The 22,487-nt window shown below is 45.7% G+C and carries 26 protein-coding genes and 1 tRNA gene; 8 read left to right on the forward strand and 19 right to left on the reverse strand.

The annotated features are described in order from the left end of the window. Positions 1-19: 19 nt before the first annotated feature. Together AC58QD_RS31610 and AC58QD_RS31615 are read right to left on the reverse strand one after the other, a co-directional pair. Positions 20-1,948: a heparinase II/III domain-containing protein gene (locus tag AC58QD_RS31610; RefSeq protein ID WP_497339034.1), complete on the reverse strand. Its 1,929-nt coding sequence runs from the start codon at positions 1,946-1,948 to the stop codon at positions 20-22. Positions 1,949-1,966: 18 nt separating this feature from the next. Then, positions 1,967-3,022, reverse strand: coding sequence for a Gfo/Idh/MocA family protein (locus AC58QD_RS31615; protein WP_497339035.1), 1,056 nt, complete (start codon positions 3,020-3,022; stop codon positions 1,967-1,969). 145 nt (positions 3,023-3,167) lie between these two features. Between AC58QD_RS31615 and AC58QD_RS31620 the strand changes: the two genes are divergently transcribed. Continuing rightward, positions 3,168-4,040, forward strand: coding sequence for a helix-turn-helix domain-containing protein (locus tag AC58QD_RS31620; RefSeq protein ID WP_497339036.1), 873 nt, complete (start codon positions 3,168-3,170; stop codon positions 4,038-4,040). Between the two features lie 73 nt (positions 4,041-4,113). On the opposite strand, the gene AC58QD_RS31625 is transcribed toward AC58QD_RS31620, so the two are convergent. From AC58QD_RS31625 to AC58QD_RS31635, 3 genes are all read right to left on the reverse strand, one after another. Beyond that, positions 4,114-4,683 carry a 50S ribosomal protein L25 gene (locus AC58QD_RS31625; protein WP_497339037.1) on the reverse strand — a complete coding sequence of 190 codons (570 nt, stop codon included), beginning with the start codon at positions 4,681-4,683 and terminating at the stop codon, positions 4,114-4,116. An 86-nt stretch (positions 4,684-4,769) separates the two neighbouring features. Then, entirely contained in the window at positions 4,770-5,714 is a 945-nt protein-coding gene (locus tag AC58QD_RS31630) for a DUF1861 family protein (protein WP_497339038.1), read from the reverse strand. Then, positions 5,680-5,985 (reverse strand): helix-turn-helix domain-containing protein, encoded by a 306-nt coding sequence (locus tag AC58QD_RS31635; protein WP_497339039.1) that lies wholly within the window; start codon positions 5,983-5,985, stop codon positions 5,680-5,682. Before AC58QD_RS31635 ends, AC58QD_RS31630 begins: the two co-directional genes overlap by 35 nt. A 209-nt stretch (positions 5,986-6,194) precedes the next feature. Here AC58QD_RS31635 and AC58QD_RS31640 point away from each other — a divergent pair, with 209 nt between their 5' ends. From AC58QD_RS31640 to AC58QD_RS31650, 3 genes are read left to right on the forward strand one after another with little or no spacing between them, the layout of a single operon-like run. After that, positions 6,195-7,376, forward strand: a complete 1,182-nt coding sequence (locus AC58QD_RS31640) for a glycosyltransferase family 4 protein (RefSeq protein ID WP_497339040.1) — start codon at positions 6,195-6,197, stop codon at positions 7,374-7,376. Beyond that, entirely contained in the window at positions 7,376-8,482 is a 1,107-nt protein-coding gene (locus tag AC58QD_RS31645) for a glycosyltransferase (protein ID WP_497339041.1), read from the forward strand. The genes AC58QD_RS31640 and AC58QD_RS31645 overlap by 1 nt, the downstream gene beginning before the upstream one ends. Then, positions 8,475-9,554 carry a mannose-1-phosphate guanylyltransferase gene (locus AC58QD_RS31650; RefSeq protein ID WP_497339042.1) on the forward strand — a complete coding sequence of 360 codons (1,080 nt, stop codon included), beginning with the start codon at positions 8,475-8,477 and terminating at the stop codon, positions 9,552-9,554. Before AC58QD_RS31645 ends, AC58QD_RS31650 begins: the two co-directional genes overlap by 8 nt. Before the next feature lie 79 nt (positions 9,555-9,633). Here the strand turns inward: AC58QD_RS31650 and AC58QD_RS31655 are convergent, their stop codons facing one another. The 8 genes from AC58QD_RS31655 to AC58QD_RS31690 form a co-directional block, all read right to left on the reverse strand. Beyond that, a complete protein-coding gene (locus AC58QD_RS31655; RefSeq protein ID WP_497339060.1) occupies positions 9,634-9,921 on the reverse strand; it encodes a hypothetical protein in 288 nt (95 codons plus the stop codon). A gap of 54 nt (positions 9,922-9,975) precedes the next feature. Next, on the reverse strand, positions 9,976-10,419 hold the full coding sequence (locus AC58QD_RS31660) for a HEAT repeat domain-containing protein (RefSeq protein WP_497339043.1): 444 nt from the start codon (positions 10,417-10,419) through the stop codon (positions 9,976-9,978). A 49-nt stretch (positions 10,420-10,468) separates the two neighbouring features. Further along, the gene (locus AC58QD_RS31665) at positions 10,469-10,651 is read right to left on the reverse strand and encodes a DUF3934 family protein (protein ID WP_497339044.1); all 183 of its coding nucleotides are present in this window, start codon (positions 10,649-10,651) and stop codon (positions 10,469-10,471) included. A 116-nt stretch (positions 10,652-10,767) separates the two neighbouring features. After that, a tRNA-Leu gene (locus tag AC58QD_RS31670) sits at positions 10,768-10,851 on the reverse strand. Positions 10,852-10,965: 114 nt separating this feature from the next. Further along, complete coding sequence (locus AC58QD_RS31675) at positions 10,966-11,688, reverse strand: adenosylcobinamide amidohydrolase (RefSeq protein WP_497339045.1); 723 nt, start codon at positions 11,686-11,688, stop codon at positions 10,966-10,968. A gap of 36 nt (positions 11,689-11,724) precedes the next feature. Further along, positions 11,725-11,943 (reverse strand): hypothetical protein, encoded by a 219-nt coding sequence (locus tag AC58QD_RS31680; RefSeq protein ID WP_497339046.1) that lies wholly within the window; start codon positions 11,941-11,943, stop codon positions 11,725-11,727. 117 nt (positions 11,944-12,060) lie between these two features. Continuing rightward, positions 12,061-12,390: a hypothetical protein gene (locus AC58QD_RS31685; RefSeq protein WP_497339047.1), complete on the reverse strand. Its 330-nt coding sequence runs from the start codon at positions 12,388-12,390 to the stop codon at positions 12,061-12,063. A 94-nt stretch (positions 12,391-12,484) separates the two neighbouring features. Continuing rightward, positions 12,485-13,054, reverse strand: coding sequence for a xanthine phosphoribosyltransferase (locus AC58QD_RS31690; RefSeq protein ID WP_497339048.1), 570 nt, complete (start codon positions 13,052-13,054; stop codon positions 12,485-12,487). A gap of 302 nt (positions 13,055-13,356) precedes the next feature. On the opposite strand from AC58QD_RS31690, the gene AC58QD_RS31695 reads away from it, so the two are divergent. Continuing rightward, entirely contained in the window at positions 13,357-14,076 is a 720-nt protein-coding gene (locus tag AC58QD_RS31695) for a hypothetical protein (protein ID WP_497339049.1), read from the forward strand. A 54-nt stretch (positions 14,077-14,130) separates the two neighbouring features. Here AC58QD_RS31695 and AC58QD_RS31700 read toward each other — a convergent pair whose 3' ends face one another. Continuing rightward, positions 14,131-14,733, reverse strand: coding sequence for a DedA family protein (locus tag AC58QD_RS31700; RefSeq protein WP_497339061.1), 603 nt, complete (start codon positions 14,731-14,733; stop codon positions 14,131-14,133). A gap of 175 nt (positions 14,734-14,908) precedes the next feature. Between AC58QD_RS31700 and AC58QD_RS31705 the strand changes: the two genes are divergently transcribed. Then, entirely contained in the window at positions 14,909-15,952 is a 1,044-nt protein-coding gene (locus tag AC58QD_RS31705; RefSeq protein ID WP_497339050.1) for a YkvI family membrane protein, read from the forward strand. Here AC58QD_RS31705 and AC58QD_RS31710 read toward each other — a convergent pair. Next, complete coding sequence (locus AC58QD_RS31710) at positions 15,872-16,330, reverse strand: hypothetical protein (protein WP_497339051.1); 459 nt, start codon at positions 16,328-16,330, stop codon at positions 15,872-15,874. The two genes, AC58QD_RS31705 and AC58QD_RS31710, sit on opposite strands and share 81 nt — an antisense overlap. Before the next feature lie 21 nt (positions 16,331-16,351). Then, positions 16,352-16,633 carry a hypothetical protein gene (locus AC58QD_RS31715; protein ID WP_497339052.1) on the reverse strand — a complete coding sequence of 94 codons (282 nt, stop codon included), beginning with the start codon at positions 16,631-16,633 and terminating at the stop codon, positions 16,352-16,354. 200 nt (positions 16,634-16,833) lie between these two features. Here AC58QD_RS31715 and AC58QD_RS31720 point away from each other — a divergent pair, with 200 nt between their 5' ends. Beyond that, positions 16,834-17,778, forward strand: coding sequence for a DMT family transporter (locus tag AC58QD_RS31720; RefSeq protein WP_497339053.1), 945 nt, complete (start codon positions 16,834-16,836; stop codon positions 17,776-17,778). Here the strand turns inward: AC58QD_RS31720 and AC58QD_RS31725 are convergent. The 3 genes from AC58QD_RS31725 to AC58QD_RS31735 are packed head-to-tail and all read right to left on the reverse strand — an operon-like array spanning position 17,767 to position 21,216. Further along, positions 17,767-19,122 (reverse strand): extracellular solute-binding protein, encoded by a 1,356-nt coding sequence (locus AC58QD_RS31725; RefSeq protein WP_497339054.1) that lies wholly within the window; start codon positions 19,120-19,122, stop codon positions 17,767-17,769. The two genes, AC58QD_RS31720 and AC58QD_RS31725, sit on opposite strands and share 12 nt — an antisense overlap. Before the next feature lie 22 nt (positions 19,123-19,144). Next, entirely contained in the window at positions 19,145-20,668 is a 1,524-nt protein-coding gene (locus tag AC58QD_RS31730; RefSeq protein WP_497339055.1) for an ABC transporter substrate-binding protein, read from the reverse strand. Next, positions 20,665-21,216: an RNA polymerase sigma factor gene (locus tag AC58QD_RS31735; RefSeq protein WP_497339056.1), complete on the reverse strand. Its 552-nt coding sequence runs from the start codon at positions 21,214-21,216 to the stop codon at positions 20,665-20,667. Before AC58QD_RS31735 ends, AC58QD_RS31730 begins: the two co-directional genes overlap by 4 nt. Before the next feature lie 156 nt (positions 21,217-21,372). Between AC58QD_RS31735 and AC58QD_RS31740 the strand changes: the two genes are divergently transcribed. Then, positions 21,373-22,347, forward strand: a complete 975-nt coding sequence (locus AC58QD_RS31740) for an MraY family glycosyltransferase (protein ID WP_497339057.1) — start codon at positions 21,373-21,375, stop codon at positions 22,345-22,347. The last annotated feature ends 140 nt before the right edge of the window (positions 22,348-22,487 follow it).

The following is a 22,487-nucleotide window of genomic DNA, read 5'->3' on the forward strand; positions in this document are numbered from 1 at the left end:
CCTCTTAGTAATGTTATAGCTAAATAATTGGTGATACCGCAGATTGGGCAAATCGATATTCAGCCTTGAACGCCGCTTCCCTGCCTGTACGGCGCACCATGACACCCCATCGCAGCAAGTCAGAGCGATGCTCGAACCCCTTGAACGTATAGACAGTTGTTCCCGGGCAGCCTGCCATCGACAAAGTCAGTTTTTTATCTGGAAGCAGCCAGGTCATTTCCCAGTTACCCTCAATGGAGCAGCACTTAACCTCCTGCATCAGTTGGTACCCATCGGCTTCACCTGGCGTTTGCACAGGCTGCATCGGCAAGTCACATATGAGCTCTCCGCTGCAATGGAAGAACCAATCAAATGTGTGAGATTGAACATCACTTTCGATCGTTCTTACTGTGAATATGTCTTGGAGGCGATCCGGCAGCAGTTGTAATTCACGTCCAAACGTCACACCCGGATATACTTCGTCCGCTTCTACCTGACAATGGTTGCGTTCAGCGTCGAAGCTTAACAGCTTACCGTGCGGGCGGTTCGGCTGATTAAGCTGATCGACCATAACGGTGTTGTGGGCAATCGATTTGCGCTGCCATTCACGGAACAGATCGGAGCCATACCCGCTGTTCGAGATATCCCGGGAGAGCAACTGATCCTGCACAAACAGCTCGAAATTCATCACATCTGCATGGGAGTGTTCACGAATCACGAACCCGTATTTGAGGAACACACTAGTTTGTTCGTTTTGCAGCATGCAATAATGGATATCTTCATCATAACGCGACTGTTTTGGGGGCTGGTATGAGTGAATGGAATTCGAGTTATTCTCTTCGAGCTCTTTTCGCCAGTTCGTGTCGAACAACAGCCGCGGAAGTCCGCCGATATTCGTACCAAAATCGCCATCTTTTCTTATCTCTGCATGCTCAGCTTCGTCATAGCATTGCGCTAATGCATAACGAAACGGCTCTTCATCATAGATGTTGCGAATCCATTCATATTGATGGGCATAGTTAGCGAAGGAACGGAAAGGCCACCCATCGTTCGGACTAGGGAACTGGCCGTTCGGGAAAGCATATTCCAACGGATATCGGTACATCTTGCGGATGGAACCTGTGAATCCTGAAAAGTCATAATCGTACAGCTCGCAAAAAGCAGCATAATACGTTAATCCTTCTGCGCAATAGAAATGATAATGAAACGAGCTCTCATACCAAAAGCCTTGCGGCAGAAGTCCTTCTGCCAACTGACGTTCAATCCCTTCCTCGCCATCTGCGGCTCGCAAGCACCATTCACGTTCATCAAAGAACAAACCAATCATTCCAAGCGCTGATTTCATCCAACAGCATATATTCGGTGTACCGCCTGTTTTATGGTGAAGAAACTCAGCCATGGGCAGGAAAAACCGATGTTTGTACCGCTCCAGCTCCGTAACAGTAAACTGCTCCCGAACTAGCTCCATCCCGTTCAGCATCCAACAAATCGCAACCGCATCTGTCAGATTGATGCCGCTGAACCTCCCTTCGAAGCCAGCTGGTGTACGCACCTTCAAGATATCCAAATGCTCACTGTAGAAGGAGAGCACCTTGCGGATGAAGTCCATATAGGCTTGGTCACCATAAAGATTGAACAGCGCTGCAGCTTGGAATACTAACGAGCCTGCTCTACTCCGATACGAGGCGCACCACGCTTCCATTGCTTCATCATCTTGTCGCAAGGCGCCGCATTGGCTGCACTTGTGTTCATTCGGCTTCGCAGGATCGAACACGAGTGCGGAGAAGCAAAGGTTGCAAAAATAATGATGCCCCCAGCCGGCAATTCGAGAAGGATCATCCTCGTAATGTATAACCCACCAGTCGGTATCCTTTTTGATTTTGTTTGCTATTTCCGCCGCCCAAAGGTTTTCCTCAATCTTAGTATGGATATGCTGCCAGTCTTTCACTAATCGAGTTGTAGGTGTCATGGATCCGCATGTTCCTTTCTAGTGGTATGGGTCGATATGTATCTTCCTGCCTGCAGCAGCGGACTCTCTAATAGCTCGGATCACCTGCAGTGTCCGGATTCCTTGCACAGCACCGCTGTAATCCGGTTGGTCATCGGTCAGCTTATCGATAAATTGCTGGTGGGCATGATGAACGGCTCCTCCGCCCAATGTATGCTCGAATTGAAAATGGGAAACCCCGCTGCCAGCCTTATAGTTATACGGCCCAATCGCTGCATCTTCCTTCATCTGCACAGTCATTTGTCCCGTTTCCAATTGATATCGAATCGTTCCTTGCGTCCCATTGACTTCAAGCACATACATCGGGGTATGAGCGGACACGAAGGAGCAGTAAGTGGTTTCCATTATTCCTGTCACTCCAAGCCCTAATCCAAGTAATGCAAATGTTACATCATCGCCCTCCATCGGCGCATATAAGGTGTTCATCTCAGCGTTGACCCATTCAATACTCCCGGTGAGGAAAGCAAACAGATCGATCATATGCGTACCGAGCTGCTCCAACGCCCCGCTTCCTTCTTGTTGTCTCCATCCCTTTCTCAAGGAGAAACCCCCAGCAGAGATCATGGCCCCACGAATCGAGATAATCCCCCCTAATGCCCCTGAGAGGATAAGCTCACGAATGGCATGAACACCCGGATCCCCTCGGAAGCACATATAGACGCTAAGGTTTTTCTTTGCCTCCCTGGCTGCTTCAAGCATCTTCTCGGCTTCCTCCACTGAGGTGGCCATCGGCTTCTGGATCAGTACATGCTTGCCGGCGCGCAATGCTTGAATGGATAGGGCAGCATGAGTACTGTTGGGTGTTGAAATATCGAGCCAGTCGATTTCCTTATCGGCAAGCACATCTTCATAATTGCCTGTCCAGCTCGGGATATTATATTCTCTGGCTAACGTCTTGGCATTCTCTGAATCTACATCCATGATCCATTTCAAGGAAGAATTGTGTACATTACGGTGAGCAGGCAGATGCAGAATACGTGAAGTACCGCCTGCTCCAATTAGTGCCGAGATAAGGGGCGGTTTGAATGCAGTCACAGTGCTACTCCTCTCGTATGGCTAATTCAGCGAGTTTAGTGTTTAATTGTTCAACAATTATCTTACTAATAATCCACACCTTAAGGTTTGCCTCTATTATGATAAAATGTTGTTATATTAAGCTTAAAGGAAGAGGTTCAAGTCTATGAAGCCGCTGCACAATTTATCCTTAACACAAACTCCCTTTCAATTTGCCTATAATCGATCTAGCGGGTCCGAGTACAAGAATATCATTCATTTGCATGAAGGAATTGAGTTTCATTACATTGAGCAGGGTGAAGGTCAAGTTGTTATAGGCCATAAAACGTTCAAAATTTCTGCGGGCACCCTGCTGTTCTTCCAACCGTTCCAGCTGCACAAATTTACTGTTCAGGCGTCAGATCAGCTGCCCTTCGTCCGTTCCTTCATCGTGTATGATCCTAACTGGCTTCAACCTTATGTACGCCTCTTCCCAAGATTGATGGATTTTCATCAAATGGTATGGAAACGGGCATGGGACGTTCAAACTATGACTGGACTAGACAATCAGCATCCTTTGATTCAACAATTGCTACGATTGGGTCATCTGCCTCCTCAGGATTCGGGGAAAGACCATGCTGGAGAACAACATATCTTGTTCGTGCTTGGTTTTCTAGATGTGCTCCAGCAGCACTGGCGCGACGGCAATCTTGACAAAATGGGCGTACGCGCTAGAACGTTCGGTCATGTTGAGCTTGCCATGGAATGGATGGAACAAAACTATCATCTACCGTTCCATCTCCAGACGTTGGCCAACCATCTGCATTTATCTGCTCCCTACTTGTCGGCGTTGTTCCGCAGAGAGGTCGGGGAGAATCTGACCGATTATTTGGCCGCGCGCCGAATACAAGAAGCCTGTCATCTGCTGATGACAAGCTCTTATACGCTCGATCGTATCGCAGAACAAGTCGGCATACCGAATGTGTCCTACTTTTGTCAGATGTTCAAGAAACAAACGGGTGAGACCCCTCGTCGTTTTCGCATGAAGATGAATGGATGAATGAGCAGGGTTTATGTATCTTTACAGCAAAAAACCTTGATGGGATAGCCCTCAAGGTTTTTTGCTTACTTATCTATGCTGTTTCTTCGATTTTCTCATGCACCGCTCTGATCTGAATCATGACCGTATTCGGATCAGTCAGCACTTCGATTCCATCCTTGAAGTTCAGGTCGGAAACGAGAAGTTGGTCGCCAGAAGCAAGACCGCTTATATCCACTTCCATCGAAGTCGGCAAATCACCTGGCATGCAGCGAACTTTAACTTCATACATTTCCACCTGCAGTACTCCGCCAGATTTCACACCAATTGCTTCTCCAGAAAAATGGATTGTAACTTTGCTATCCATGCTTTCAGTCATGTTCACATGATGAAAGTCAATATGCAACAATTTGCCCGACATGGATTCCCTTTGAATATTCTGTACAATGACCGGAATCACCTTTTCATCCGATGTCTTGCCTTGCAGAATAGCCCGTGGATTTTTCTTCAAAATGTCCAGCATTTCTTTTTCATTCACTTCTAATGACAAAGTATCTTTACCAATCCCATACAACACAGCCGGGATGCGTCCCTGTTTTCTTGCTTGATTCATGTGGGACTTTGTTTCACCAGTGCGCTTGTTTAGTTGAATAAATTTACTCATTTGTTTGTTCCCGCTCTCTATTGACCATAAATTCTTGTCAGTTCAATTGTAACATGACCATAGAATCTAGTCAAATCAGCCATTTCTCATGACTCATATTCGATAAAAGGATCCGGGATTTCGATCTGATAAGCTTCGGCATCACTAGCGCCAACGGAAAGCACGGCACGACCATTGCCTGACCGAATAAGCCCGCCGCTAAAAATAACATCCTCCAGGTCTGGACGTTTGCCGGGCCCTCTTGGAAAATCACTTCTTACAGCAATAATTTTTATAGGTGTTTTCTCACAGGTTTCGGGGTTTAGCGAAAAGACCATGGAATAGTAGTGCTTGTTACCTGATTGATCAAAGCAGGCGATATGCCCTAGTACGCCCACATGACCGTTCCTCAATAAATGCGCCTCATTCGCGCCTCCCCACTCTTCTGGAACAAATTGATCTTGAAGCATTTCTGCATCGATGAAGGTCTGCTCATTGAGCTCCTCTAGCGAATCGATTATTGTAAATCCGATTTGCCCTCTTCCGCCTCTTGCTCCTTGCGGTCTTGTAAATATGCCAATCCTGCCATCAGCAAGCTCAATTAGACGAATATCCTTCATTGTTCCGGGCCCCGATGAAAAGTGACATAACGAATCAATTTGAAATCCGCGATAGAATTGGGTGACCCATGACACAATCTTATCAGGATTATCGGCTGCGGTGATGACTTCAACTCCGCCAACAATTAATTCACCCTTGATGATCGTAATGCATGGATCCTGCAAATTATAGGTATGCGTATGAATACGGGGACTCCAAACTTGATTGTCGCATGTAAAAAAGAAGACTTGAGAGAACTCGCTATCCCGTTCCTCAACTCTTCCTAAGATCACTTCCTCCCCGTCATATCGAAACGGGGCCGTTATATTATAAACATCTCGATTTCCAACCCCTGAGAACACTAGCTTCTCCACTTTCGTGGTACGTGGGTTCGCATAAAATGTATCTAACAGCTGCTTACAGGTTTGCGTTGTGATTGGTTTCCTTGTCATTGCCGTTGCCGTCCTCCTGATGATCAATCGATTCACCTATCGTCCAATCACGTTCTTCTTCCTCTTCGATTCTAATGAGCTGCCCGGGTTGAACATTAAAATATACGCACAGTTTTAGCAACAAATCCCTAGGATACTGTACCATCTCATCTTTATACATACGACGAACGGAATCAAAATGGTAATTAACATCCTTCGCAAGCTTTCGTATGGATAATTTGGGATCATGATTTTCCATGACCTCTTTTAATTTACTGCGTATGATTAACATACATCATACACCTCCTACATAAATATAAAGGGAGAATGGTGGAGAGTCAATAAATTGACAAGAAAAAGCGGTCATGTTATAGTTTGAAGAACAGGAATAATTTTGAATTTTCAGAAAACAAAATACTGTTTACCCCGAAAGAAATAAAGAACCCTCTTTATTTTCTTTTTTTTTCCCCAAAAATCCCGAACCAAAATGGAGGATCTTATATGAGAAATACAAGCAGCAACCGGAATATCGTTTTCCTTGGAACAAGCCTGCCGAGAGAATGCGGTATTGCTACATTTACACAAGATTTGTTAGATCAGTTCGACCATATTAAAGGCTTCAATAAACCTCGTATCGTAGCAATCAACAACAACGATACTTACCGCTACCAGGAGCAAGTGATGAGGGAAATTGACCAGCACAAGCTGTCGGATTATACAGATACGGCCGATTATCTGAATTCGTCAGACGTTGATCTTCTAGTTATCCAGCATGAATTCGGTATATACGGCGGAGAAAGTGGGGAATATTTGATTCCATTCGTCGAGAGACTCCGTATTCCATATATCGTAATTTTTCATACCGTGTTAACTGAGCCTTCTGCCAAGCAGCGACTCATCATGAATCGAGTTGCGGAACTCAGTGTCAAAGTCGTAACGATGGCACAGTCTTCCGTAAAGGATTTGGTCTCGATTTATGGAATCGACAACGCCAAAATCGCTTTCATTCATCATGGTGTACCTTATGTCAAAACCAAATCCAGATCCAGGCTGAAAGAACAATATGGCTTTGCGAATCGACAAATTTTATCCACTTTTGGCTTTCTAAGTCCGGGCAAAGGAATCGAATATAGTATAGAGGCTATGCGCGGAGTGGTCAACCAGCATCCAGATGCTCTCTATATCATTTGGGGGAAAACACATCCGGTAGTCAAACAAGAAACAGGCGAGGTATACAGACAAAAGCTGGTGGATCTTGTTAGAGAACTAGATTTAAATCATAACGTTATCTTCGTCGACAAGCTTTTGACGCAGGAGGAAGTCATCCAATCGCTTGTTATGTCAGATATTTATATGACTCCTTATTTAGGCAAGGATCAGGCCGTTAGCGGCACCTTGGCATACGGAGTCGGTTATGGAAGAGTCATTATTTCTACTCCTTACCGATATGCCGTGGAAATGCTAGCTGAGGGCAGAGGCTTGCTTGCCAACTTCCGCGATTCTGCCTCCTTGGAAGCTTGCATCCTTCGATTGCTAGATAACCCTACTATAGTAAAAGAAATGGAAAATCGCACACTTGAACTCGGAATAACCATGTTGTGGAGCGAAATCGCCAAAACCTATGCTGCAATCTTCCAAGAGAAAATCGCAGTTTCAGAGTTAAAGGAATGGAGTGTGATTTAATGGTAGTACAGACGATCCTAAAGTTTAAGACCGATTATATGCACAGGATAACGGATGATACAGGAATTTTTCAACATACGAAATTTGGAGTTCCCGATCGTTCGATGGGCTATACAACAGATGATAACGCAAGGGCATTGATCGCAGCCGTTCTAATGTACAGCAGCCGAAAAGATTCAGAAACGTTGAACCTCATTCATACCTATATTTCCTTCATACATCACGCACAGAATGCAGATGGAAACTTTAGGAACTTTATGGATTATAATCGTTCCTTCGTTGAGGATAGCGGCTCTGAGGATTGTCAAGGACGCACGCTGTGGGCATTGGGATTCGCGCTCGCCCATTCCTCCTCCCTGCCGGATAATGTACTGAACACTTGCCGATATTTGATCAATCAGGCATTACCGCATATCCATACGCTCGGTTCACCTCGTGCACAAGGCTATGCCATCATTGGTCTAAGTTACCTGATAGACACGCCTGATGCTTTAACTTACTCATTCCCCTATCTCCACACGCCAAACACCGCGGAAGAGAAAGCATTTCTGCCTAGAGCATTCATCGTTGATCTGATCGATAATATGGCGGTTCGATTGCACAATCAATATACTCGCAATAAGGGGAACGGTTGGAATTGGTATGAAGACAGCCTTACCTACGGAAACTCGATGCTTCCATGGGCACTATTAAAAGCATACCGTATTTCCAATAATATTAGCTTGAAGGAAACGGCCAAGGAAAGCCTGGATTTTCTAGCATCCAGAACCTTCTCCAAGGCAGGCTATTATAAGCCGATAGGCAGCCATGGCTGGCTTCAGCGAGACGGAAAGGCTGCTCCCTACGATGAACAGCCGATTGAAGCATGTGAAATGCTGCTTGCTTGCAAGGAAGCCGCGATCGTGCTGCGAGACCCTGCTTATCTGAAGTTGGCAGCTTTATGCTATGAATGGTATCTAGGGCATAATTCATTACAAACGTCTCTAATTGATCCTCAGACCGGGGCTTGCTATGACGGCATCCATTCTACAGGGTTGAACCTTAATCAAGGTTCGGAGAGTATCATCTCCTTCTCTATTGCTCATATGGTGATGCAACATGAATAAATTCGCTACTATTCTTGCAGGCGGGGGCGGGACCCGCTTTTGGCCTTTGTCTAGACAAGAGATCCCGAAGCAGCTTCTGAATATTAGCGGAAACGATATTATGTTAAACGATACGATCGAACGATTCAAAGGTATTATCCCTCAAGAAAATACAGTAATCGTAACGAATCGTTCTCAAGCCGTATTGCTGGAGAGTATTATGCACAGCAGCGTATTGAAACGCAACATTTTGATCGAGCCTGTTGCGCGCAACACGGCTGCAAGCATACTTTTTGCGGCGTTATCCATAGAGAAATCGCACGGAAATTCTTTAATGGTCGTATTGCCTTCGGATCATTATATAACCGATGAAAAACAATTCCGGCTAACATTAGACGAAGCCTGTACAGTAGCAATGGAGACGGACAAAATCGTAACCATCGGAATTAAGCCGACCTTCCCTTCTACGGGTTACGGCTATATCGCCTTTGATAAGGAGCCTATTGCTTCGAATCCTGTTGCTGTATACGAAGTAGCAGAATTTGTAGAAAAGCCGAACTTTCAAAAAGCGCAAGGCTATTTGTCGTCAGGTAATTATTTATGGAATAGTGGTATTTTCATTTGGAAAACATCCGTCATTATTGATAATTTCAAGCGTTATCTGCCTCGCCTGTATAAGACGATGCTTCCACTCAGCGATTATCTAGGTACGGAGCAAGAAGAGGAAATCATCAATCAAATTTATCCGACGCTTCAAAACATTTCGATTGATTACGGCATCCTTGAACGCTCCGATGAGGTCGTTGTTCTATCTGGTCAATTTGGTTGGAATGATATCGGCAGCTGGGATGCGCTTGGCGCGATCTTCCCTCCTGATGAATCGGGCAACATAATAAAAGCGAATCACATGGGCATAGAAACACGCAACACAATCATATATGGAAATGGCAGGCTAATCACGACAATAGGCGTAGACAACTTCATCATTGCAGACACCGGGGATGCGTTATTAATTTGTCCCAAGGACAAAGCGCAGTCTGTCAAAGAAATCGTAGAACTGCTAAAGGAAAAAGGAATGACTGAATATATTTAGGGATTATTAACATTAAAAAAAGGATCATTACAGCAGGAAGCTCCCGCTGCAATGATCCTTTTTTCCACTTTCTTCCGTCCTATTTTCCCTCATATTCCATAGTGGCTTTATCCAGCATGGATTTCCAATTAGCAAAATTCGTCTCCCTGGCAACATGCCGATCAAAAAGTTCATCATCCATGTTTTTGATATCTTCATGTGTCTTTACTTGAAAGTTGCCTTTCTCTACAAACTCTCCAAAACTCTTAAAGCTGGAGTACTTACTCATGAAAGACACATTGAACAAATCGTCTAATGAAATATGATTCGGATCATCTTGAATCGTTTTCTGGCCTTGTAAATCCTTCAGCAGTTCGTCAAATGACATTGGCTTTTGCTTTCTCAAATTACCACCCCTAGATCAGTTTTTATCGATTCCATCCTACTTTGTGGATAACGAAGCCCAAGCGCTTTCAAGCCAGTTATCAAAATCAGCGCCCTTTTCACCTTCGTAGGTATCATATACATCGATTCTCATTTTTTGTAATTTCTCTTTAAACTCTTCAAACGAATGACCTACTGGCAAGCTTTTCTTAATCCTTACCAATATTTTAGTAACTCCTTTAATCAAGTCACCCTTTTTCTTTGGCGGTAATTTCACATCTTCACCGAAAGCTCTGAGTTTATGGAAAGCAGCCTCTTGAATTTTATACACGGCATCGTTTTCCATAAGACGAGTTAGTACATCAATGGTTTGTTTGTGATTCCATTGACCCAATTGTTCCACAGCCTCTAAACGTTCTCTCCAATTGGAAGTTCGATTCGCAGATATTTTTAACTGTTCATAATTTGCAGGCAATTCATTTTTTACTTCATTTTTACCCAAGCGATCACATCCCGTTCTATTTATTATTGAAAAGCATTAGCTGATTGCCCTAGTTGTCGGATTTGTCACCTTTAGGATTACTGGAAGATGCAGCGCCATCCTGATTTTTAGTGCCTTTGCTTTTATAAGGTTTGGGTGCGCTTTTTGCTCTGATAGCACTTGCTTGCCATCGGTTCCAGCCTTTTTTGTCTGTTCCCCTGCCTGTTCCGCCCTTGCCTTTTGCTTTACTCAAAAAATCACTCCATTAATGTGACTTAACTCCAAATTAACAATATCAATCAAACATTACACTACAGAATGCAAGAAAAGAAGCCTTAAACATCCAGGCTTCTCTCTTCTAACATATGATGCGGTCGAGAGGACTCGAACCTCCACGGCTGTTACACCACTAGAACCTGAATCTAGCGCGTCTGCCAATTCCGCCACGACCGCACATCTGAATAATCAGCGACAAGAAACAATATAACACAGGCAAACGATCGATGTCAACATGCTAGTTAGTATGCATTTGTAGGTTTCCCACTTTACTTACAACGCGTTTGCTTTTTATTCCCGTGTCGCTCTGCGTGCCATCTCAGCCTTATAAGCGAGCGTCGCTTGCTTGCCTGCTTCGTACACCGTCCTGCCGATCAGATACCCCAGGCGTGTAGCGGTTCCCGCGTAGGAGTAGCTCCGGCCTCGATCTGTAGCTGCGATCACTACCGCATCCGTCGAAGTGCCTGTAGCGATCCGGCCTTCAGCTCCGGCCGTTATGTTCAGATCCTGCAACAATGCCGCCTTGGCTTCCGTTACTGTTATCACCGCATTCACCATGGCTGCATCATTCAATTGGCCGTCAATTACAACGATGCAATTGATCGTGCCCGGGAAGAGTAAATCCACATCCACTGCGTCCCCAGCCCTTGCAGGATTGCCTAGGCCGACCGTAACCCAAGAGCATACGGTTAACTCTCCCAAGCTCATTTCGCTGAATCCAGCATGATCGACCCAAGCGGCGGTCAACATACCGACTGAATCGATAGACGAGAAGCCGACAGCATCCAGAAACGACTGCATCTCCGATGGCGGATCGTCGCACATATACGACTTCGGCACTTGACGATTAATCAGATTCCTATGATAACCGAATCCACCACCCCAAATGGAAGAATTCAAGGTTCTTAAAGGTGTCTCAGAGCTGATACATAACATAGGATTTTCCGAATTAGGAATCAGCCCATACCGTATACCTGGGATAGACTTCCATCCCTTTTCCGTTTCTTGCAACATTACTTCTTCCCCCTGCTCTAGGATACCCCAATCTTCTCAATCTAACTCAGGCGGAGTACGCTTCTGATCTGTGGATTGATATACATGGCTCCTGGATAACTTGACGATCTTGCGATTAGATTTGCGCACCATGACCGTCTCGTCATCCCAAGCGACAACATGGCCTCTTACATCATTCTCAGGCTCTGAGTCTCTGACAACTCTGATCTTGGTTCCAGTTAATCGATATTCATCCAACTGCTCGTCCGTAATCATAAGAACATCCACCTCCAAAATTGCTTGTCTTGATCTATTCTGAATAATAAAAACATACAAAAAACGAACAGGAACATTAGCGATGTCGCCGCTCGTCCTGCTCGCTTGTCTATATGGTCAACCTACTATTTCTTTGGAATCGTTCTTCTCGAACCATTCGTCCAGCACCTTGCTCGACATGACGCGGCTCTCTATATAATCGATCTGCTGTTGAGTAAACTGCGGAGTCCATTCAATAGAAAGCTCCTTGGACATCTTGACAACCGTAAGCAATTCCGACCATGCGACATAGCGCTTATACCAGAAAAATTGCGGATGCTCAATCATATAAGGATATAAATCGTCAAACTCAGTATGCTTGCAGTCGAGTGCGCGTTCAAAGTGAACCTTGGCTTCGGACAACTTGGTCATCATGTAATCGGTAGATAGTTGTTGTTGATTCCCCATACCGACCGCCTCCTCTCTATCGCTCACCCTCATTATAAATGAAAATACGCTTGGAGGGAAGGTTCCAATTCATCACAATTCGATTCTAGCCCTATTAGACGAACTGAACCTCTCCCTGTTCCAGTGAACGAATCCTTACTAAGGACTCTACCCGAATTCCGCTTTCCCGAATCGTTCTAGCTCCAGCTTGGAAGCTTTTCTCGATGACGATCCCGAGTCCCACTAAAGTTGCACCCGATCGCTCGATGACCCGTATAAGACCTCTAGCGGCATCTCCATTCGCGATTATATCATCAATAAGCAATACCCGATCCTCGGCGCCTAACACACTTTTGGAAACCAGAATATCCGTAACAATGCCCTTAGTAAAAGAAGGTACCCGCTCTGCATACACTTCTGTCTCGGTTGTTAAAGTTTTCTTCCTGCGGGCAAATACCAACGGCACTCCCAATTCAAGTGCTGTGGCGAAACCAACAGTAATTCCGGATGATTCTATAGTCAACACCTTGGTAATCGATTCCTCACGATACAACCTTGCGAATTCCTTGCCCATCTCCATAATGAAAGGAGGATCAACCTGATGATTCAATACCGTATCCAAGTTCAGAACCTGGTTGTTAATAACCGTCCCGTCTCGGACAATTCGTCTTTTCAATTCTTCCATGTGACTCCTCCTCAACCTTGTGCGGTCGCAAACTTTCCTTTCAGATAAAGTACCATATTCATGAAACAACATTCAAGAGCAAGGGATATTAAGTTTTATAAAAAAGCATGAAAAAGATGCAACTATTTTCCAGTTCAAACCGTCTATATTAGTATTAGTGTATCGCGAGTTAAGAATTCCAGCCGATTTTGGGAGCAATTGGACTTTGCCCGTCATCCTTTTGAAAGGTATGATGGATGAGCTGTACATAACAAATAACCCCTAGACTAGAGAGAAGCTTTAATCGGAGAAGGAGACTTCCTATGAGAAAGAACTATGTTGTGCAGATGACTGTCGCCGCCCTGCTAGGGATTACTATCGTGACCGCAGCTTGCAGCAGTGAACAATCACAGGATCCAGCAGACACAGTAATAAAAGATCATACGATAACTCCAACGACTCAACCGCCAGCTAATTCGCAAGTTAATTCCTCTTCGCCCACACCTGGTTCAGAAATCCCGGTTACCGACCCAACTGCGACACCTGGCAGCGGTTCTAATAATGAACAGGGCGTGCAGCAAGGCAAGCATGTTGCGACCTCATCCGATCAGCCTGTTACGGAAAACAAAATCACTGAATCACCCATTCAACCTTATACGGTCAACAAGCCTGCATTAAAAGGAATCAGCATTAACGACAATATAGCTGTTGTCACTCAATTAGCCGGCAAGCCTATAGATGAGTACTCCATGGATGACGAGATGGACCCGATTCAAATACACGAATATAAAGGGTATATTGTAGGCTTCAACAAACTTGGAAAAGTACAATTTGTAGAGATTACTTCTAAGGATATTGAGACGGGATTGAATGGTTTCCGGTTAGGAAGCAACGTTAAGGATGCTCAAAAGGCACTAGGGAAACCCGATATGAGTAGTAAATACGCTTTATCCTACAAAAATGACGGAACGATTCTGAAGCTGGATGTCGATCCGGTTACCCAGAACTGTTTATCGATTAAGCTGTTTGCGGAATCCAAATAATCCAGCCTGTATACAGAACCCCCTCGCCTTGTTAAGGCGAAGGGGTTCTTCCTGTTATCTAGCCGCATGTTTTTTCTTCCTGCGAATCCGCAAGTATAAGATTAAGGCCAACAAGCATACCACAATGGCAATGGCCAACCCGCGCCCCAAATACACGTGCACCAGATTGACGACCTTCTCCCAATTCCGCCCGATGATTCGACCTAATGTAACGAAAGTAAAACACCACACTAGGGCTCCGCTTCCAGCGAATACTACATACCGTAAGAAACGAATACCGCTCATTCCAGCCAAGTAGCAAGTCAGATGCCGAACACCGGGAACGAAATAGCCGAACGTAATAGCCCAAACCCCATGTTTGAGAAACCACTTCTCCCCTTTTACCAGACGGGACGGAGTCAGACCGAACCATTTGCCGTAACGATCCAGGAACGGCTTCCCGACCCGTCGTCCGATCCAATAACTGATTAACATCCCTGACATACTCCCGGCGAAGCTGACGGCTACCGAGATCGCGAAGTTCATATGACCATAGGCAGTTAGAGAGCCTACGAATGTCATCAACGTCTCGTCAGGTATAGGCAGCCCTATTATGCCAAGCGCCAATAACCCGAATAAAGCCATATATCGATAGGTCCATATTAGATCCAATAACATTTGCTGCACTGAACGCACTCTCCGCAGTCAAGTTAGATTCATGCCCGTATTATAAAAGATCGGCAGACGATGTGCAAACCGCATCCCGGAATGTTGTCCTTTTTTCAGTCGTCGTAACATAACTTGTACTAACCGGGATATATGCCCCTGGAGAGGAAAGGACGTGCTTGCTAACATGAAGTCTTGGGGAAAGATACTGCAAATTGCCTTTACTTACATAGGTACCGTTGTGGGGGCTGGCTTCGCGACTGGTCAAGAGATTTTGCAATTTTTCAGCCGTTACGGATGGATGGCTACGATGACGATTATGTTGGCCGGTCTATTATTTATATGGCTCGGCACCAAAGTGATGCTGTTGGCCCATCAAATAAAAGCAAGCTCCTATGAGGATTTGAATCGTCACTTATTCGGAGATAAGCTCGGCCGTGCCTTCAGCTTGTTCTCTCTTGTCGTTCTGTTCGGAATTAATGCAGTCATGCTCGCAGGTGCCGGCTCCGTATTCAACCAGCATTTCAATCTGCCCTATCAATATGGGCTTCTATTCACCCTGCTACTTGCTTTTTTCGTTATCACTGGTGGATTAAAAGCTTTAATGGCAGTTAACATGTTCGTGGTGCCCACGATGTTTATATTCAGTATTCTGATGGTCGCAGCTGCCTTCCACTCCCCTAATGCAAGCAATTGGCTTACGTTGTCTACGGATTATAATCCCGTTCGGATCTGGACGGCTCCGCTGCTCTATGTCGCATTTAACTTGGCAACCGCCCAAGCAGTGCTTGTCCCATTAGGGGCTGCAACCAAAAACCCGCTTCACTTGAAGCGGGGCGGTTGGATCGGCGGGATTGGCATAAGCCTGATGCTGCTGGGTGGACACTTTGCTTTGTCTTCACAGCTGCCTGGTATTACTCAATATGAAATCCCAATGACTCATCTTATCGCAAGACTCGGTCAAGGCATTCAGCTTGCTTTTGTCGGAGTCATCTTCAGTGAAATATTCACAACGCTTATCGCCAATGTTTATGGACTAACCTTGCAGTTGCAGCAGAGAAGCCGACTACCTTACAAAACGATTGTTATCGGAATTTTATTATGCAGCTATGCAGTAGGCCAAATAGGCTTCAGCACATTGCTGTCGACCCTATATCCCATTTTTGGCATGATCAGCATGATATGGTTCGTTCAGATGCTTCGCCCGCTGAGCATGACTTCCTCCCGCTAACCAGAGAAGGCTGATCACTCGAATCGTCGAGAACAACATCCCGAGTATGCAGAAGATGAAGCCGCATAACAAGTAGCCATAATGATAGGGAGGAAACTGGTACTGGTCCACTACCTTGGAAATGGCTATGAGATCGACAAGCAGGAAGACGGCTCCGCAGCCGAACAAGATCAGGACGGTCCAGTCCCACACCATCCAACGCTGAAGCAGATTTCGTGAACGCTCCATGGGATAACTCTCCTGGGCTTGGGATTCTGACCCTTCTTGCTCTACTGAGCTCCCCTTCCGGTCCTGATATACATACCATGCGGTGAACAAAGCCACAATCGTGACAAACAACCCTACAAGACTTGCGAATATAGCGAGCGACGTATTCATGTTCTATTCATTCTCCCTTCCTTAATGTCGGCCTAGCAGATACACTAACAACCAAGTCATAGCAAATGCTGCTGGTGCAACGGACCAGAGAATAGCAACCATGATGGAATCCGAAATGCGGAAAGCCGGCTTCCAAGCCGTACGTTCTAGTAAACGCACCCAGGCTGCAGCGTCTTTCCCGGCATTGTCATGTCGGTTGATGTGCGCTTTACCTTTCTCACCGACTTCCATGCGGCCCTTCTTCCAACCGATTTGATAAGTGATTTCTCGTTTGTTAGGCTGTTTGGGATCCACGGGTTGCATGAGGTGCCCTCCTTCAATCTATATGTATGAACCTTTGTCCTGCGATATTTATGAAATTGGTATTCCTTTCATTGTACTACACCTCTCCTCCTTATTGTAGTATGATACGAGAAGCTACCGAGCTTGACACTCCATGACCAGCTTCACTCGTCAGCTCATAAGAAGCTCTCAACATTTACTAACGAGAGGAATTTGTATCTATGATGTGGTTACTTTACGCTGCGCTTGCTGCTGTTTGCTTCGGTATGCGCGGTATTCTATATCACTGGATGTCGCAGAAACCGGCTGATCGAAGTTTGTTATTGCTCGGAGTGTATGTGTCCGGGGCCATTATATCCATTCTGGGTGCCTTTGTGTTCCATCATAAATGGAATGCAGCTGTTTGGATGGGTTTAGTAATGGGTGTATTCTCATTTATCTCCAATGCGGCTATGTTCAGAGGCTTTGCCGTTGGAAAAGCATCATTAGTCGCCATATTCACAGCGCTGACCCCTATAGTAGTAGTTGGCTTATCCTATGGCTTTTGGGGCGAGACACTCAATTTGCCGCAAAGTGCTGCCTTTATCGTCATACTGGCCGGGATCATTATGATCCGATATTCCAATGACATATCCTTCTCAAATTTAAAAGGCGCCCAGTGGGCGCTTTTGGCAATGGTTACTTTTGGCATAACAGACGTGGCGTCCAAGCAAGCCATGTTGTGGGAGGCTGATAAGCTCCCTACTCTGTTTGCGATGTATGCCACTGGTTCCGTGTTGTTCTTCATAGAATGGTTGCGCAATGCGCATAAGGTCCGAAGAGTGGCCAAACGTTACATCGCAGAATCTGCAGCAGCCTCAGAGGGAAATGTGGTCAGTCCCTCTGAAGGAGTCGCGGAACAAGCCTCTGTCCCGCTGCTATGGAAGAATGGCAAGACCTTGCTAGTAGGGATGGGAGTCGGAATAAGCAATATATCGGGTATGGTGCTCATTCTGCCTGCTTTTGAGCTTGGCATTACCGGACTTGTATCGGCCGTCGTGGCAACTAATGTGCTGCTCATCCTTTTGTACGCCCGCTTCTTCCTCAAGGAAGTTTGGTCTATGCTTGAATTTATCGGAATTATAACGGCTATCGCAGGTATCCTAATTTTACGATTATTGGGCTAATACAAGCTTGGTCAATTGTTGTTGCGCTTTCTGCTGGATGGACTTAACCGTTTCCTCTACGGATTGCTTGCCTGCAACAGCCGCGTCTATTTCAACGATAGTCAATTGTTCAAAGAAAGCGTTGAAGCCTGTAGGGGTAGCGGGATAAAAAAGAATCCCTTTATCATCTCGCTTCAGCTTATAGAATGCTTCGAGGCTTCTGCCATCCTTATCTTTGGTGTACGACAACCGGGTGGATAAGCTCTCCGATGTCTTCATACTTACTTTAGCGGCATCTACGCCGTTGAAATATTGCACAACTTCCCAGGCTGTGTCCACATGTTCCGCGTTAGCTGCGATCGCAAATACAGTCGTTATGCTTAAATGTCTCGTTAGCTCGGGATTCTTTGGGTTAACAGGGACCGTTACTAGCCCCCAATCCAACTTTACATTATTCTGCTTCATACGCATCATTTGCTCTGGTGAACTGATCATCATGGCGGCTCTACTGGCACTGAACAAATCCATCTGTTTCGTTTCATTCGGTCCGTAATTAATCGGCTTGCCGCCGCTATCATAGTAGAACAGGTTGCCGCTTCTGAACCCATCAATGATGTAACGAAAAGCGTCCAGCCACCCAGGCGAATCTATAGTTACACGAGCGCCATCCTCACTGATATGGGTGAACCCGTTAGTAGCTGCAATATCAAAAACGAAGTCAAAAGCAGTTCGATACTTTTTATGAAGTCCATAAATCCGATTGTTCACGTCCGGATCAACAGGAAATCTGCGAGCCAAATGCATCGTTTCTTCCCAACTCATCTGATCCCCAGGGTAAGGGATTTGGTAACGGTCGAACAATTCCTTGTTGTAAAACAGAGCAGCGCTTGTAAATTGCGGAGCCAGCCCAAGTAACTTGTTCTGCCCGCTTGATTTAAGTACATCGAGCGCTGCAGGGGAAATTTGAGTCAAATCGAATTTGTCTCGTTTGATTAAGGGCTCCAAGTCAAGCAGACTATTGGAAGCGGCCAACTTCTCGTACTGCTGCAAATAAGTAATGATCAGATCCGGCCTCTGTTCTTTGACCAGCTTCTCATATTCCTCGTTGTAGTTAACGCCCGGCTTATTTAGACCTTCTGTTGGAATAATCTCAACGTCAACTTCTGGAAATTTCACTGCAAAATAATTGCCATACTGCATCTGGAACGACTGCTCGTTCTGAAAAGGGATGCGCAGCACCTTCCTCACTTCCTTCGCAGGAGCAGGTTTACTGCAGGCAGTCAGGAGACATACCAAGACGATAATTAAACATAGAAATTTAGCACTTGACAAGGCCTTTGATGAGCCGTTAATAAAGTCGTTCATAAGTAGTCTTCTTCTCCATTCTTCAGGGCTGTTTGGCTTGCAGATTCGCTTTGTCTAAGGCTGTTTGCCCTTTACTCTGTATGGCTTCGACAGTCTGATCCAATGACTGAGCACCCTGCGTGAAAGATAGCATTTCTTGATTCACTATTGCTACTAGCTCCGGACTAAAAGATTGCGGAAGCACTGGAGCAGCCTGCTTAGAGTCTGAACTTATTTGCAGAGTAGTAAAAGCTTCCATACGGACTGTTTCGGGCTTTATCGGGACGTCCTGAAGTGTGCTGAGGATATGGGACATGGAACCCGCGTTTTTCTTAGCTAGCGGCGCACTGTTAATGAGCTTTATTAGCTCCCAGGCATCCTTGGGATTCGCGGCTTTGGCATTAATCGCATAAACACCATCTACAAACGTCGAAGTTGATTCGTCTGGCTTCTCAGAATTAATTGGTTCAGTCACTATATCCCATTCGAACGTAGACAGATTATAGCGCTTACGGCCCTCGGTCAGATCGTTGGCAAATCCAGAAAACTGCAAGATCATAGCAGCTTGACCAGTCATAAATGCATTTCTCTTATAGAAATCAATCCCCGATATAGTACCTGTTGGTCTAGCGGGCTGCTGCAGCCAACCTTTTTGTATGCCATTGGCCACACTTTCCCAGATTTTGCGATAGGACGGACTATCCAGAAGCAGCTTCTTCCCCTCCGAATCCGTTATACCTAAGCGCCCCGTGCGGGCAATCATATCCACCATCGTATAGGCCCCTTCAGCAGGCGGAGCAAATCCGTATACGCGATTATCTCCTTTCCCATCCGTCGGGAATCTTGCCGCTAATTGAAGCAGCTGCTCCCAACTCATTTTATCGGTCGGATAGGGTACTCCATAGCGGTTGAACAAATCCTTATTGAAGTATATCGCCTGCGCATTATAGGTAGGTGCAAGCCCATAGAGCTTCCCCCCGTCAGCATCTCGAAGGAACTGTATGAGGCCGCGTTGGAAGGCTTCCAGATCATAACGTTCTTTCTGGATCATCGTATCCAAAGGGTATAACAGTCCATCCGCCGCCATCTGTCTATAAATCGAGATTGGCAGAAAGAGCACCTCCGGTTGCTCCTTGTCTAACAAGTCGTAATAAGCGGTTTTGAGATCTGCATTACGTGTATTCAGGCTCATAGTCTCTACGGATTCAATCGTAATATTAGGATATTTAATCACGAAAGCTTCACCATACTGACGCATAAACGTATCCCGATGCATAACTTGCACTTTCAGCTGGCGCTCCGTAATACTATCGAACTTCTCTTCGGTCACCGTACGATCCGGCTTCAGCAGATTAAGGAGAGGCTCTTGCCAAATAACGATAAGAATAAGAGCCGCAATCGATGTGAGGAAGGCAACCAGCGGTATTAACTTCCGATGTTTCGGTTTAGATTCCATTACAATTCGTTCCTCAACTTTCCGTATTAGTGAGCTCGGAATCCCCTGCGGATGGACGGGGAAGTGCCGCAGCTCTTTTTCCCACTGGTCTATGTCTCTCAGACGTTTCATCGGCCCTTCCTCCTTTTCGACACAGGTTCATCTTCTTCAAGCAGCTTGATCTGTACTTTGCCCCTGGCTCTATGAAGCCTTGATTTAACGGTTCCCTCCGAAAGACCTAACATCGCTGCAATTTCCGGAATCGATAATTGATGATGGGCAACCAGTACTAACACTTCTCGCAGCTTGTCCGGCAAATCCAACACCGCTTTCCAAATATCGCCCCGATCCATGCGGGCAAGAACTTCCTTCTCTGTTGATGCGACGGTTTCACGCCGCGGGATGGATGACATCAACAATACTCTTCGGGTCCATGCCGATTTCCAATAATCTTTGACAACGTTGCGAGTGATCGTTAACAGCCATGTCTTGACCGATGACTCGCCTCGGTAAGAGTACAAATTGCGATAAACTTTCACAAATACGTCTTGGAACACATCATCTGCTACATCCATACTTCCTGTGAGAAAATAAGCGTAATTCCATACATCTCGGCCGAGATGGTTCATCAGGTCCTGCAGGACCGAGTCTTTATCGCTCGTTTCCGATAAAGAACTCAAATATTCAAAGCCCACGTGGTTCACCTCAATGAATTAGACGACACACAAGTCCAACCGTTCCATATTTTTCCTAAATTTGTTGATACACTTTGCTAATCGACAATGTCCACGAATATGTTTATACTAAATCAGTATAGACTCTATCAGGTTGGAGACGTGATCCTTATAACGTACGCACTCTCATTCTTAGTTTCATTCCTTATTGTGTATCTGTTGATTCCGCCCCTTGGCAAGCTTGCCTTTCGTCTGGATTTCGTGGACAAGCCTCGCAAAGATGTAGAACGCAAGATTCACCGTTCACCCATTCCTTTAACAGCCAGCTTTGCTATATATGCCGGATTCATAGTTGCCTATTTGTTATTCTCAGGCGGGTTCACGCTTCAGACTGCAGCCATCATGGTCGGCGGACTTTTGCTACTCATCATCGGAACGGTAGATGACTGGTACAAGACGCAAGGCAAAGACTTTCCTGCCTTACCCAAAATGATCGTGCAAGTATCTGCAGCGGTTCTCGTATATGCTTCTGGAATTTCTTTTGATGGATTCTACAACCCGATCAGCGGTGAGTTCGTCGGACTGCCTGTTGTCCTGCAATTCGTTCTAACGATTCTGTGGATTTTCGGGGTTACGACCGTTATTAATTTCTCGGATGGAATGGATGGATTAGCTGGCGGGCTGTCTGCGATCTCGGCCATAACCCTCTTTGTAGTAGCATTGGCCAAAGGACAAGGCAACTCCGCCATGATGGCGATCATTCTTGTAGGGGTAGCCGTCGCCTATCTGAGATACAATAAACCGCCTGCCAAAGTGTTCATGGGTGATGCAGGGGCTACATTCCTTGGCTTCATCCTGGCTGTCATCGCACTGGATGGCGCCTTCAAGCAGGCAACGGTTCTATCATTATTCATTCCGATTCTGGCTCTCGGCGTACCGATCTTCGATAATCTGTTCGTTGTCGTGAAACGATTCATGCAAGGCAAGCCGATCTACCAGGCCGATGCCAGCCAAGCGCATTATCGCTTGCTGCGCATGGGCTTGAATCCCAAGCAGGTTGTCGCGGTGTTATGTTTGGTAAGTTTGTGCTTGAGCTTGTCCTCCATCATTCTGCTATTGCTGCAGGATCGGTTGTAATCGACATATTGAAGGACCGTCCGGTTTTTTGAGCTGCACCCCAATTGTTAGACACATCTAACAATTGGAGGTGCAGTTTTTATGTCCAAGTATACTTTGGAAATAAAACTAAGGGCCGTATTGAGATATTTAGAGGGCCA

The sequence above is a fragment of the Paenibacillus sp. J2R1T-4 genome, from assembly GCF_059692235.1.